The sequence below is a fragment of the Leptospira kanakyensis genome (genome assembly GCF_004769235.1).
GTDB classification, from domain to species: Bacteria; Spirochaetota; Leptospiria; order Leptospirales; family Leptospiraceae; genus Leptospira_A; species Leptospira_A kanakyensis.
This window is the reverse complement of the sequence record NZ_RQFG01000018.1, coordinates 223071-236938: the sequence shown is the minus strand read 5'-3', so window position 1 is coordinate 236938 and position 13868 is coordinate 223071. Positions and strand designations below refer to the sequence as shown.

Sequence of the window (13868 nt, the reverse complement as noted above, 5' to 3'; positions counted from 1 at the left end):
AATGCAAAAGGTGACCCAGATCCCAAAAAATGGGAAGATCCATTATTGAAAGCCGTCAAAAATCTAAAATCACTCATTTCCGGTGGTTCCTGACGGCACTAACTTGGGAAAACCTGATTCTTACCTTGGGCCGGGAGTTTCCTTCCAAACAAAAGGGAGAACAATTTTTTCAGAATCATGTGACTTTTCATCGTCAGATGAGTGGTAGAGGTCTCAAGTTTATTTTTGGTTCAGAATAAAATCGAATCGGTGGGAGGAAAGATCGAGGTGCGTTCCAAACCAGAGGTAGGAACCATTCTTGTGATGTACTTTCCTAACGGGAGTGGATTATGAATCCCAAAATTTGTGTCATCGACGATGACCAGATCTACCAGTTCACTACGAAAAAAATTATATCCAACGCAGGAATCAAAGGAGATGTTTTGGTTTTCTCCGATGCCGAAAATGCTCTGGATTTTTTTCAAACGGAAGTCCTAAACAAAGACCAACTTCCTGACATTATTTTTTTGGATATCAATATGCCCCTTATGGATGGTTGGCAATTTTTAGATGCCTTCGGAAAGATCCTCCCTAAGTTCCCCAAATCCATTGAAGTTTTCCTTGTCAGTTCTTCCGTAGATACCGCCGACACAGACCGTGCCGCCAAAATCCCCATCATCTCCGGCTACATCTTCAAACCTTTTACAAAAGAAAAACTTTTGGAATCAATTTCGCACGTCCAATCTTAGCTTGTCAGCATTTTGCTTCGTATATAGATTTGGACGCACCCCTTATGGATCAGATACTCAATTGGATTGAAACCTATCCTTTGTCTTCCACATTCGTTGGACTGTTGTTGTTTCTTGTTTTGGTTTTTATCCGAGACATCACACAAAAAACGCACACGATTCAGAGAAACTTCCCGATTGTCGGAAGGCTTCGTTATTTTTTAGAAATGATTGGGCCCGAACTCAGGCAATATTGGGTGGCTCACGATAAAGAAGAACGTCCCTTCGATCGCACAGAAAGGAGTTGGATTTATGCCACAGCCAAAGGCCAAAACAATAACTTTGGATTTGGAACTACAGAAATCCAATACGAACCGGGATATCCGATCATCAAACACAAAGCCTTCCCGTATCCGGAAGCAAAAGCATACATCCACAACCAAGACCCAAGTTGTATTCCCTGTTTAAAAATCATTGGGCCGAAACGTAAGTTTCCCTACAGACCTTATTCCATTGTGAACATTTCTGCGATGTCCTTTGGTTCTCTAGGCAAAAATGCTGTGATGGCACTCAATCGAGGTGCGAGGGATTCTGGCGCCTATCAGAACACAGGTGAAGGAGGCCTCAGCCATTACCATATGGAAGGAGCCGATATGGTTTGGCAAATTGGTACAGGTTACTTTGGGGCCAGAGACAAATCAGGAAAGTTTAGTTTGGAAGTTCTCAAAGAGAAAGTGGGAAAAAACCCTTGTATCAAAATGATCGAAATCAAACTTTCACAGGGCGCCAAACCAGGGAAAGGTGGGATCCTACCAGCAAAAAAAGTGAACGCCGAAATTGCTGCCATCCGCCATGTCGAAGAAGGCAAAGATTGTATCTCTCCCAACTCCCATAGCGAATTTACAAATGTCAAAGAACTCGTTCAATTCATTGAAAGGATTGCATCGGGAACAGGTTTACCCGTTGGAATCAAAAGTGCCGTCGGAGAAATTGAATTTTGGGAAGAACTCGCCGCTCAGATGAAAGAAACTTCTTTAGGCCCTGACTTCATCACCATCGATGGTGGAGAAGGAGGGACAGGTGCCGCACCTCTGACGTATGCCGACCACGTATCCTTACCTTTTAAAATAGGATTCCAAAGGGTTTACACTCTCTTTCAAAAAGAAGGACTATCCGAACAAATTGTTTGGATTGGTTCTGGAAAACTGGGATTTCCTGACAGAGCCGTTGTTGCGATCGCCATGGGGTGTGATCTCATCAATGTAGCACGGGAAGCCATGTTGTCCATTGGCTGTATCCAAGCACAAAAATGCCATACCGACCATTGCCCTGCAGGAGTGGCCACTCAGAACTGGTGGTTGCAACGAGGAGTGGATCCAACCATCAAAGGAAAACGTGCGGCCAAGTACATCCAAGGATTTCGAAAAGAACTTCTTAGTTTGGCCCATTCCTGCGGTTACGAACACCCGGGTCAATTTACAGGCCAAGATATAGAAATTAGTATGGGGATGAACCGGTACCAAACCTTAGAGGGGTTACTCGGTTACAAAAGAGACGAAGTGAATTTTACAAAACTTCAGGATTATACAGTTTTTCCAAAACGACAAGCCTAAATGAAAAAACTCTTTCTGATTCTTATTTTATTCCATCTCAGTTGTCTTTCAGAGGAGAGGAATGTAAAGGCAGAAATTGTCAAAGGTTTTTCAGACCTGAGCAACCATTCCTTCACCAATCAACCGTTTGTTGTATTGAATGGGGAATGGAAATTTTTTTGGAATACGGCACCAAATCAAATAAAGGAAACAGATTCTGATTTATTCCTGAACCTTCCGGGTCATTGGAATGGATACAAAATGCCATACGGATCAATTGGTGGTTTTGGACATGCTAGCTTTCGAACCAAACTCAAACTGGCAGACAATCTTTCGGAAACCATGGCTCTCACTGTCCATGAACAAGACACAGCATACGCAATTTATGTAAATGGAAAGTTGTTAGGTGGATCTGGATTTCCCGGATCCAATCCAAACGAATACAAACCCGAAGTTAAATCCACCATCGTTGTTTTACCACAAACCACAGACCTAACCATAGATATCTATGTTGCCAATTATGAACATAGAAAGGGAGGGATCTGGACTGATATCGTTCTTTCTACTTATACAAAAGGAGAAAGTCGCATCACCAAACGAAAGATCAATGAAACAATGTTATCATCAGTTCTAGCTTTTGTTGGTTTATTTTTTCTCGTAATGTATTTTTACAATCGAGATGGCAAACATACAATCGGGATCTTTCTTTTTTCTATGGCCGTTTTCCTTAGAACCATATCCACGGGAGAAAGGATTTTAATTGAATTTGTAGATGTTCCGTATTGGATCCTTTTACGATTGGAATATATTTCTTGGTTCTGGTCAGCACCCCTCCTCTATCATTATTTTTATACCATTTTCCCTGAAGACTTCTCCAAACGAATGGGAACTTTCTTTTATGTTCTATCATCGATCTTAACTTTAGGTTTGTTGTTACCGCCTGTTTATTTTACAGAAACGGCCTCCATTTATCCAATTGCCTTTGTTGCTAATGGAGTTTTTGTATTTGTTTATCTACATCGTGCTTACAAAAAAAATCGAATGGAATCCAAATTATTGTCATTTGGAATGTTTTTGGTTCTTGTAGGTGCCACCAATGATGTGTTACATGCGGAATCCATCATCCATACCATGTACATAGCACCTGCCACAGTAGTGGTCTTTGTATTTTTACAAGTCATCACTTTCGGACGAATTGTCCGTCAAAACATCACAAAAACTTTAGAATTTGCCCACGAACAAAAACAATTGAGCACATCCTTTAGCCGTTTTGTTCCCACAGAGTTTCTCTTCCATTTGGGTAAAGCAGATATTCGGCATGTAGATCTTGGTGACCAAGTCCAGAAAAGAATGACCATTCTCTTTGCTGATATCAGATCCTTTACTGAGTTTTCTGAAACACTAACTCCTAAGGAAAATTTTGATTTTTTAAATAGTTATCTCCAACGAGTGGGCCCAATCATTAGGCACAACAATGGATTTATCGATAAATTCATTGGTGATGCAGTTATGGCTTTGTTTCCCTACGATGTCAATGATGCCGTCAAAGCTGCTGTAGAAATGCAAGAAGCCATTCGGATTTACAACGGACATAGGTCTAACTGTAGTTATATTCCTATCGAAGTAGGAATCGGCATCCATACAGGAAATCTCACCTTAGGAATCTTAGGGGAACACAAACGAATGGAAGGAACCGTTATTTCCGACGCCGTAAACCTTGCCTCTCGGATCGAAGGAATCACCAAACTTTTTTCTTCAAGGATTGTGATTAGTGCAGACACCTTTATCGAAGCATCTGATGGATTAGGATACCATTACCGACTCCTCGACCGTGTGGCCATCAAAGGAAAAACAGAATCTGTTTTCGTTGTAGAAGTTTTGGATGGATACGAACCAGAAAAGGCAGCTAGGTTTGTTGCTACAAAAGATGATTATACACTCGCCCTAGATGCATTCCGCAGAGAAGATTTTGAAGAGGCCATTGACGGATTTTCCAAACTACTCGATACAAACCCCGACGACTCTGTTTCAAGATTGTTTTTGGATCGTTGTCACGAAGCAAAAACAAAACCAAAGATGGAACTGGGAAGTTAGTTCAACTAGGTGATCTTTTGGATTGAAAATGGTAACCCATTCCAAGTAGAATTCCAAAACCTAAAACTCCAAGTGCTAAATAAGGTTCGGAAAAACAAACCGAACCACAGGCCACAATCCCAAGAACAAGCGCAATTCCAGGAAGGATGGGATACAATGGTGCTTTGTAGGGTCTTGGCATATTGGGTTCTTTTTTACGGAGAACAAAATAAGAAACCAAACTCAATAGATACATCCCACAAGCACCTAACGCAGAAATTGTGATGAGTTCGGCAGTATCTAAAAAACACATACAAAAAATTCCCAAGGTTCCACCTGAAAGAACTGCATTCCCTGGAACCGAAGAACCTTTGTTTAATTTTGAAAGGTAATTTGGTAAATAACCTTCCTTTGCCATAGCATAAACCAACCGAGAGTTACCCAGAATGATCCCAAATAAGGAAGCCACAAGGCCGAATAAACCAATAAAGGTAAATACAAAAGGCCAAACCTGATCTTTACCGTATAACTTCTGCAATACATAAGATAAAGGATAATCCAATTCAGAAATTTCTTTGATATCTACAACAGAAGCAGTAAATACAAAAATGAGTCCCGCCAAACAAAGCAAAGTAAAAATACCAGCAGTGTAACCTATGGGAATGTCCCTCGCAGGGTTACGCACCTCTTCGGAAGCCAAAGCCACACCTTCCACTGCCAAAAAAAACCAAATGGCAAAAGGAATGGAAAGAAAAACGGAACCCCAGGAGATAGAAGTAGTTTCTGGAAATTTAGGAATACGATCAAAAGATACATGTGGAACCAAAAATCCTAAATAAAACAAAAGTCCACACACGGCCACAAGTGTGACGAATAATTCAAAACGTGCGGTTTGTTTGATCCCCGTTAAATTGATTAACAACAACAAACAAAACATAACAATCCCGGCACCAAACTCTGGAATGACGGGAAAAAGAAAATGGATGTATCCCCCGAGGGCCGAAGCAATGGCAGGTGGGGCAAGCAAAAATTCCACAAGAACCAAATACCCTGTGACAAGGCCAAACAAATCTCCGAGAGCCCTTTTGGCATAAGCCGAAGGCCCACCCGATTGTGGGATGCTGGCAGCAAGTTCTGTAAAACAAAGGGCAAATAGGACGTAGAAGGTGGCGATCCAAACAACAGCAAAACTAAATTCCCAAAAACTAGCTTTGGACCATCCAAAGTTCCAACCAAAATAATCACCAGAAATCACAAGCCCAACAGCAATGCCCCATAAATGGACAGAATGTAGAACTTTATGCATTTTTGGATCTTCTTTCATACCACCTCTTTTGCTGAAACAATTGTGTACTTATAGAAATCAAACACTGACATTGAATCAAAAAACTTAATATACGAATCATACTACATCTAATATCTGCAACTTTTTCAAGTTCGAATGGGATTGTTTGGCGAGAAACATCCATACTATTGCAAAATTGAGACCCATTTCTCGAAGTATTTCTGTTAAATGAAAAATTTCGGTATTGCAAATGATTCTAAATCCTAATAATATAGGGAAAATACTAGAAAACGGATCTAAAAAATGCGAAACTTAAATTTAACCTTAATTATACTTTTATTTTTCATTTTTCCATTAAGTGCAGTACAAACCATCCTTCTCAAACAAGGCAAATCCATCAAAGGGATCGTCACGAATCAAAACGTGGATAGTGTCGAAGTGGACACACAAAACGGAAAACACATGGTGATTTCCAAAAAAACTGTCCTAAAAATTATCTACAAAGACATTGCGGAATCGGAAGAAGAAAACATTCGTAAAGAAGAAGAAGAAAAACGGAAATCAGAAAAAGAAAAGGCCATTGCAGCCAAACAAGAAGAAATCCGCAAACGTAGAGAAGAACTATCTAGACAAGAAGCAGAAAAGAAAGCCAAACAAGAAGGAGGCGAAGTTGTAACACATAGCCTTCGTGATTCTTTTGTGCTTGGTTCTGTGGCTGACGGAAACATGATCACCCTTGCTCCCGAAGCAGCCAAGTGCCAATCCTTTCAAGAATATCCAGAATACTTTTGGTTGTTTGGAGCCTTACGTTTTAGCGAACCAAATTGGGATGAATTACTTCCCAAAGACAACCGCCCAGTTCGTATCAAACAAACATCAACTTGGACAGATATGGCAATCACCCTGCTCGGTGGATTTCTCATTACAGTCACTCGTAAGACAATTGTTGTTGATGTTTGCGAAGGAAATGGTTTCCGCATGGTTTCCGATTCCGAAATCAAACGCATCAAAGATGAAGCAGTAGAACAAATCAGAACCGAACAAGAATTGAAAGAAGCAGAAGAAAAATACGAGTTAGAACAACTTGAAAAAGATTTAGAAGCTTTAAAGAAGAAGAAGTAATCCGAGAATACCATGAAGCATTTTTCTCCGATACTACGAAAACCAATTCTTATAGGTTTCGTCTTTTTGTTTTCTTCGACGAACTGTTACTTTAATCCTTTGGTGAATGACTTACTGAATCCAAAGGTAGAGGAGTCTGACTCGTCCGCACTCCTTGGATTAGCTGGGGGTTCAGCATCTACAGTTAGCATCACAGGACAAATCAAAAAACTGGGTGTTTCACTTGTTGGCGTAGAGGTCAGCTTAGGAACTACTTCATTTTCTTCGAAGAATACTAACTCTTCTACAACCAATACGGCAGGACGGTTCTATCTAAATATCCCAACGGGACCGGCAACCTTACAATTTTCGGATGGAGGTACCTTAGTAACCATCCAATTAATGGTCACACCAATGGGGGCGACTGTTGGCTTCATTAACAATTCTAGTTATTCAGTCCAAAGCTTAGATGTTTATGTCCTTGGAGAAGAGCCTGTTTATTTGGAGTTGACATCATCCATGCCTTATGATGGGCTCCTTGTTGATAATAGTAACTACGGAACTACGATCAATGGTAACCTTGTATTCAAATTTTCTGAGTTCTTAGAAATGCCCTCTAATTCTGCTCTTTGGACAGCCGAAAATATAATTGTAAATCCATCAATTGGGTTTGAGTATACAAGTATTTCTAAAGATAATGTAACCATTGTTCTAGCAGGTGGCTCACTCCCTCCCTTTACCCCTTTTACTATCACTTTGAATTCTAGTATCAAATCAGAGACTGGGAAATCGATACGACCTACATCAATTCGATTTATGACAGGGGAATTCTAATATTCTTTACTTCCCAAGGCAATACCAGATCTACCCAGTAAGAAATCTGAAGCATTGATTTACTGTTTGTTTCAGTAGCAAAATTTTTATAAAAAGAATTGGAGGGTAATTTATGAGAATACAAATCCACAAGATCTATTTTCTAATTATCTTTCTTCCTTTTTTTTCTGACTGCTATTTCAATCCGGTAGTGAATGGAATCTTAAACCCGCTGGAAGAAGAAAAGAATTCGGGTGCTTTTTTAGGTCTATTGGGTTTTGCTCCGACAACTTTCGGAATTACAGGCCAACTTAAAACAAATGACGGTATCGCAGTCGTTGGTGCCACCATCCAAATCGCTGGATCGGATTCAAACAAAACGGTTACAAATGAAGCTGGTCGTTTTCATTTAACAGGCCCTGCGGGTTCTTTGCAGCTCCAAGTGAATCATAATGGAACCGAATTCAAACTGGAAATTTTAGTGATGCCCCCCATCGCTCATTTGGTTTCAATAGAAAATTCTGGTTATACTGTTTCTAACTTAGAAACGTATCCTACAACCTCTGAAATTCCATCATACTTTGATTTGGTCTCTTCACGACCATATGACGGGTTGATCATTACTAGTTCCAATTATACGTCTATACTCGGGTTTGGTTTTTATTTTAAATTTTCCGAAAATCTTGAGGAGGTTGGAGATTACAACTTATGGAGAGACCAAAACTTCATAGTATCTCCGACGATTGGATTAGGTATACTTGGGATTTCACCGGACTCTATTACCATTGTTATACCACCAGAAAATTATGGCATACAAACTGACTATGTTCTGACTTTGATGCCAGGCATTCGTTCCGCAACAGGCAAAGCTCTAAAACAACCAGCCATTCGGTTTCGAATTGAGAGTGTAATGCCACTGTAAGAATTTTATGAACGAAAGAGATAACTCATCTAACTATCAGATTAATCAATAAATTTCTTGCCAAACATCCATAATTCCTATATAATTAATCTCTTAGGTTTCTAACCTAAGGTAATTTTCTTTTTTAAAACAATCCCCGTATTCTGGAGAAAAGATATGAACCATCGACTTAACTTACGATCTGTTTCAGTGATTTTGAGTTTATGGATGTTGCTTGGGAATTGTTATTTCAATCCGTTTGTGAATGGCATCTTAAACCCGACGGAAGAGGAAAATAACAATTCAACCCTTGGTCTACTTGGTTTAGGACCTTCTTCCATCATTGTCACAGGACAATTGATTTCACTTGGGGCGGGAGTATCAGGGGCTACCGTGAAAATTGCTGATTCAACAGATACTACAAATCAAAGTGTAACGAATTCAGCAGGTCGATTTAAATTAGTAGGCTCAGCTGGGACAATGACCCTTGAGGTGGATCATCTTGGAACTGTATTTAGAATCGAACTTTCTGTCACACCACCGATCGTAACCTTAAACTCAATCAGCAATTCAACGTATACAGTTTATAATTTAGAAGCGTATAGTTCTTCCCTTGGGGATATTTCATTCTTAGACTTAACTTCTTCAATGCCCTACAATGGATTAGTCGTTGCAAACGCAAATTATGCGATTACAGTTGGATCAGGCTTCAGTTTCTTTTTTACAGAGAATCTTGAATTACCTTCTGATAACAACAGCTGGCGAAATGAAAACTTTTTAATATCACCCGCATTAAGTCTTTATTCTGCAAGTGTTGCCAGTAACAATGTTAATTTCGCGATAGATAGTTTGTCGTATTTACCTCAAAATGATTATACTTTAACACTTATGCCGGGAATTAAGTCTACAACAGGTAAGAGCATGAAACCAACCACAATCCGGTTTCGAATCGGTGCTTTAGCTTTATAAAAAACAATTTCCACAGTATTGAAAAGACATCCTATAAAATAACATTTTTGGTTGGAACTTTGCCAATCAACTAGGAACGATCTTGATTTCAGGAGGAAAGTTAGAGCTTTAAATGTCGCATTACGTAAACAATTTCTAATATAAAACTAAAATCAATATCTAAATCTATGCTAATCTCGTTCCTCTATATAAGATCGCTTCTAAGATTTAGTTACTTTTTCTTTGTAAGTTCTTTCTTTTACTCAAAGATTTTTAGAAAAAGATTTTAACCCTTTCATTTTCTGGAATAAAGAAATACATGTTAATGATTCATCGATTAATGCTTCAGCTAAATCTAGATAAATATTTAATTTTTTTAGTTTTTTATTTGCACTGGTTTTATATTTTTAGAGTTGTTCCGTTAGCCACCTAGTCATTTGTTATAGTTTTTTGCATTCCTATCATAAATTGAACCTTCATCTATTGCTTATCACTTACAATTTATAGACTCTTCTATTCCCAATAAAAACCATCTCAGAAATAAGGAAGACCAAATGTAACAGGTGCGGGATTCATTGCTGCACCTGCTTCCGCGCCACAACCATCTCCTTATTTTTTTCTATTAAGTTCCAGCCCTGCTGATGGAGAAAACATTACGTCTTCCCCAACGACATTTTCTTTTACCTTTTCAGAAACATTAGATATTGATGCTTCCAATGCGAGCACTTGGATCGCTACAAATATTATACAAACTCAATCCATAATACAATTCAACACTTCAACGGTAAATATATCTAATAATAGATTTGATCTCAACATATCTTCTCCCGTAGGTACAGGAAACACATATACAACTACATTTGGATCAGGAATAAAGGTAAAATCAGGTAAACCGATGGCTCCTGGAACAAAGGTTACATTTACCTGTATATCAGGATGCGCAGCCCTATAAAGCGCTTTTTCACTTGAAAAACAGTTATCATATATCGAAAAATTCATATATTCGCATATAACTCTGCAAAGGTCATACATTGATCGCCAAATTTACGAAAATGAAGTTTATCATACAAAAATTTAAATTTTCCTTACTTCTAATTCTGTTGATAAACTAAGCCAACTGTTACTACAACCCATTCGTTCAAAGAATCTTAGTTCCTGACTCTAAAGAAGACCGATCCCTAATTCAAGGGCTTTCTCTTTTGGGACTGACTACCGCAACGCCTTATCAGTCACAGGTCAAATCCGCGACCAAACTGGAACCACAACCTTCCCCGGAAGGTCAAGAGGCCATTTGGTTGAGCGAAAACATACAGGTTTCACCATCGCTCTCACTAGGAAATACTAGTGTTGAAGGAGAATCTTTAATTGTATTGGTCGATGGATTTTCTTCACAAACAACGAAATATACAATCACATTAGGATCCGGAATTATTGGCTCAACCACAGGAATACCTCTGACTCCAAGAACCATTAACTTTACCTGCCTTGCCACTTGCGGACCTTAACTAGAGATTTGACATCTAAATCCAACCTTCTAAATCTTTGACTTTACCATCACGCAATAGATGGAATATAGCGTTTTATCTTTGACAAAAAAATATAATATCATAAAATTCATATATTAGCATAAAATTATGCTACTGCGCCTCATCATGTAAGGTGCCATATTTACGAAAATGAAGTTAATCATACGTAAACTCAAATATTCCTTACTTTTAGTTCTGCTACTTAACCTAGTAAACTGCTACTACAACCCATTGGTTCAAAAAGTCCTGGTTCCAGATCCCAAAGAAGACTCATCCATTCTCCTAGGACTCCCTCTATTGGGACTGACTCCAACATCCATTGCCATTTCTATCACTGGCCAAATTCGTGATGAAACAGGTGCAGCAGTTCCAAATGCAATACTGACCGTCAACAGCCGATCCAATGGACTTGATGGATTAGATTCATCGGCAACAACGGATTCTGGTGGAAGATTTTTCATTCATTTATCAACTGGCTCCACCACATTTGCTGTGACAAAAGGTGGCTCCTCATATTTTAGCTTCACACTTCTTGTTTCTTCACCGCTAGACATTCGAGTTACGGAAATCAAAGACAATTCTAGTCTTGTGGAAGTTTCGAGTTTTTTTGCTTATCCCCCTGGAAACCAACCTAGTTTTTTTGAACTTACTGATTCGGGTCCAAAAAATAATACTTACGTAGAAAATGCTCCATCAATGCTCTCTTTCTATTTTTCAGATATCATTCTACTTCCAGAAGATGAAGTACCTTACTCTACATGGTTTTCTGAGAATATTTTGATCACTCCACCAGTTTCCGTAGAAAGCGTTAGCATACAAGGCCAGTCACTTCATGGAATGCCAGACGGCTTTGTTAACGAAACTTATACGATTTCCTTGGGCCCCGGGATTCGTTCTCAGTCAGGAACTCCTCTCACTCCAAGAACCATTTCCTTTACTTGTGGATCCTCTTGTGGGCTTCCCCCTTAACTTGAGACTTGACATTCCAAACCGCTCTTCTACAATTTAGCGGTCGTGAATGCACTTCTAAACCCAAGACAAACCTACTTCCATAAGATTCTACTGACTCTCGCAGTAGCAACCTCCCTGCTTTCTATTTCCTTCTGCTCCCCCTCCCATGAAGAATCCATAGACACGCTCGTTTCCAAAGTTCCCAACCCCAAGGAACTCAGAAACAGTTGGGTGGAAGATAGTGCCGGTGTTTTGACAGACACGTCCGTCATCGACAATATAATCAGTGCCGAAGAGGCCTCGAGCGGATTGGAAATTGCAGTAGTGACTTTGCCAACAATCGGAAGTTATGTGCCAAAAGACTTTGCCGTTGCTTTATTTAATCATTGGAAAATTGGTAAAAAAGGCAAAGACAATGGAATCCTCGTTTTACACATCATCGACCAAAGGCGTGTGGAAATCGAAATTGGATATGGTCTCGAAGGAGACCTTCCAGATGTCACAGTCAAACGAATCATTGATACTTACACCATTCCCGCATTCAAAGCAGACAACTTTCAAAAGGGGCATGCCGATACGGTTGCCGCACTGATCAATAAACGGAACCATCCAGAAATTGCCGTAGAAAACTTACTATTCAATGCATCTAATACAAATGTTGCGACAGATATAAGTGACTATCCTTCAAACAATGACTCAACCAACGAATCCAAAAGAACGGATGAATATGACTACCAAGGGAAGTCCTACTCGCAACTCACTGACGAGGAAAAGAAAATTTTAGAAGAAACTGTCGATAAATACAATACCACTGGAAATTATTTTTTAAACGATGAAGAATCCAGACTTTTAAACGAAAAACTTACAGAACAAGAAAGAATCGAAAAGGAAGAAACAAGAGAATACAAACAATACTTTGTCTTTGGTTATATTTCTCTTTTTTTATTCTTACATTTGTTACAAAGGATTTTTGTTTGGATCATTCCTTCTCCGACAGCAAAATATCATATTGTTCATAAAACAGACTTCCCTTTGTTTTATGGAGTGATTGTCACACCCATTATTTTTACGATCACTCTTCTCTCTGAGTTTTTGGATGATGCCATTTTCCCCATTTCCATTTTCTTAACCATCGCCTTCATTGTAGTTTATGCCATCTTTTGGGGTGATCTACGTTTGCGAAAGTTAAGCGAACGACTATTGAAAATTAGAAACATACCACGAAACTGTAAAAAATGTGGAACCGCTATGGTCAAACTTTCGGAAGAAGAGGATAACGCCCATTTATCGAAAGGTCAAATTTCTGAGGAGCTTGTGAATTCCATAGATTACGATGTTTGGGTATGTCCGGGATGTGAGGCCAACTCCATTCTCAAATTTCCCAATATCGATCCAGAATACATACATAAAGGCACTTCCTTTCGTAAGATTAAGACCTGCCCCGAATGTAAGTTCGAAACCTTTGTTTGCAAATCCAGTCGTATTTTGTCAGAAGCAACTTACAGTAGTTCAGGTAAGGTAGAAGTCAGACGAAATTGTGCTCACTGCAAACATAGTGCCACCGAATACGAAACCATTCCCAAAAAACAAAAGAGCAGTTCGGGCGGTTCCTCTGGTGGCGGGGGCGGTGGTGGTGGCGGAGGAAGTTTTGGAGGTGGTTCCTCGGGCGGGGGCGGAAGCGGGGGAAGCTACTAGATGCCCTTTACCCAAGTGATGCATTGGAAGAATCGCATATGAAAACAAATGATTCTAATTTTTTAAGTTTTCTCGGAGCACCTGCCCAGAGAGCATTGATCAGTGAACTTGGGATTTCAAAACTCGAAGATATATCTCGATATACGAAAAAAGACCTACTTCGATTGCATGGGTTTGGTCCCAGCTCCCTCCCAAAACTTGAAGCCGAACTAACAAAACGAGGGATCCAATGGAAAGATCAATCGTAGTTCACTCACCTTTATTTTCAAAACCGTT

12 protein-coding genes are annotated in these 13868 nt (G+C 39.4%); 11 read left to right on the top strand and 1 reads right to left on the bottom strand.

Going from position 1 to position 13868, the window contains the following annotated elements; translation table 11 throughout:
- The first annotated feature begins 329 nt into the window (after positions 1-329).
- The 3 genes from EHQ16_RS13555 to EHQ16_RS13545 are packed head-to-tail and all read left to right on the top strand — an operon-like array spanning position 330 to position 4393.
- Positions 330-728 (top strand): response regulator, encoded by a 399-nt coding sequence (locus EHQ16_RS13555; RefSeq protein WP_135633602.1) that lies wholly within the window; start codon positions 330-332, stop codon positions 726-728.
- Positions 729-772: 44 nt separating this feature from the next.
- The gene (locus EHQ16_RS13550; RefSeq protein WP_135633605.1) at positions 773-2320 is read left to right on the top strand and encodes an FMN-binding glutamate synthase family protein; all 1548 of its coding nucleotides are present in this window, start codon (positions 773-775) and stop codon (positions 2318-2320) included.
- Positions 2321-4393, top strand: coding sequence for an adenylate/guanylate cyclase domain-containing protein (locus EHQ16_RS13545; protein ID WP_135633608.1), 2073 nt, complete (start codon positions 2321-2323; stop codon positions 4391-4393).
- Between the two features lies 1 nt (position 4394).
- Here the strand turns inward: EHQ16_RS13545 and eat are convergent, their stop codons facing one another.
- Positions 4395-5696 carry an ethanolamine permease gene (gene eat, locus EHQ16_RS13540; protein ID WP_135633611.1) on the bottom strand — a complete coding sequence of 434 codons (1302 nt, stop codon included), beginning with the start codon at positions 5694-5696 and terminating at the stop codon, positions 4395-4397.
- A gap of 264 nt (positions 5697-5960) precedes the next feature.
- Between eat and EHQ16_RS13535 the strand changes: the two genes are divergently transcribed.
- From EHQ16_RS13535 to EHQ16_RS13500, 8 genes are all read left to right on the top strand, one after another.
- Positions 5961-6779, top strand: coding sequence for an LA_0442/LA_0875 N-terminal domain-containing protein (locus EHQ16_RS13535; RefSeq protein ID WP_135633614.1), 819 nt, complete (start codon positions 5961-5963; stop codon positions 6777-6779).
- Positions 6780-6845: 66 nt separating this feature from the next.
- The gene (locus EHQ16_RS13530) at positions 6846-7592 is read left to right on the top strand and encodes a hypothetical protein (protein ID WP_244242085.1); all 747 of its coding nucleotides are present in this window, start codon (positions 6846-6848) and stop codon (positions 7590-7592) included.
- Between the two features lie 112 nt (positions 7593-7704).
- Complete coding sequence (locus tag EHQ16_RS13525) at positions 7705-8493, top strand: carboxypeptidase-like regulatory domain-containing protein (RefSeq protein WP_135633620.1); 789 nt, start codon at positions 7705-7707, stop codon at positions 8491-8493.
- A gap of 156 nt (positions 8494-8649) precedes the next feature.
- On the top strand, positions 8650-9441 hold the full coding sequence (locus tag EHQ16_RS13520) for a carboxypeptidase-like regulatory domain-containing protein (protein WP_135633623.1): 792 nt from the start codon (positions 8650-8652) through the stop codon (positions 9439-9441).
- A 553-nt stretch (positions 9442-9994) separates the two neighbouring features.
- Complete coding sequence (locus EHQ16_RS19685) at positions 9995-10372, top strand: Ig-like domain-containing domain (RefSeq protein WP_135633655.1); 378 nt, start codon at positions 9995-9997, stop codon at positions 10370-10372.
- A gap of 724 nt (positions 10373-11096) precedes the next feature.
- Positions 11097-11915, top strand: coding sequence for a carboxypeptidase-like regulatory domain-containing protein (locus tag EHQ16_RS13510; RefSeq protein WP_135633626.1), 819 nt, complete (start codon positions 11097-11099; stop codon positions 11913-11915).
- A 45-nt stretch (positions 11916-11960) separates the two neighbouring features.
- Positions 11961-13592: a TPM domain-containing protein gene (locus tag EHQ16_RS13505; RefSeq protein ID WP_208742299.1), complete on the top strand. Its 1632-nt coding sequence runs from the start codon at positions 11961-11963 to the stop codon at positions 13590-13592.
- Positions 13593-13630: 38 nt separating this feature from the next.
- A complete protein-coding gene (locus EHQ16_RS13500) occupies positions 13631-13840 on the top strand; it encodes a helix-hairpin-helix domain-containing protein (protein ID WP_135633745.1) in 210 nt (69 codons plus the stop codon).
- Positions 13841-13868 lie beyond the last annotated feature (28 nt).

Coding starts and splice junctions, on each gene's coding strand:
- EHQ16_RS13555 (WP_135633602.1), top strand. CDS start 330: ATGAATCCCAAAATTTGTGTCATCGACGATGACCAGATCTACCAGTTC.
- EHQ16_RS13550 (WP_135633605.1), top strand. CDS start 773: ATGGATCAGATACTCAATTGGATTGAAACCTATCCTTTGTCTTCCACA.
- EHQ16_RS13545 (WP_135633608.1), top strand. CDS start 2,321: ATGAAAAAACTCTTTCTGATTCTTATTTTATTCCATCTCAGTTGTCTT.
- eat (WP_135633611.1), bottom strand. CDS start 5,696: ATGAAAGAAGATCCAAAAATGCATAAAGTTCTACATTCTGTCCATTTA.
- EHQ16_RS13535 (WP_135633614.1), top strand. CDS start 5,961: ATGCGAAACTTAAATTTAACCTTAATTATACTTTTATTTTTCATTTTT.
- EHQ16_RS13525 (WP_135633620.1), top strand. CDS start 7,705: ATGAGAATACAAATCCACAAGATCTATTTTCTAATTATCTTTCTTCCT.
- EHQ16_RS13520 (WP_135633623.1), top strand. CDS start 8,650: ATGAACCATCGACTTAACTTACGATCTGTTTCAGTGATTTTGAGTTTA.
- EHQ16_RS13510 (WP_135633626.1), top strand. CDS start 11,097: ATGAAGTTAATCATACGTAAACTCAAATATTCCTTACTTTTAGTTCTG.
- EHQ16_RS13500 (WP_135633745.1), top strand. CDS start 13,631: ATGAAAACAAATGATTCTAATTTTTTAAGTTTTCTCGGAGCACCTGCC.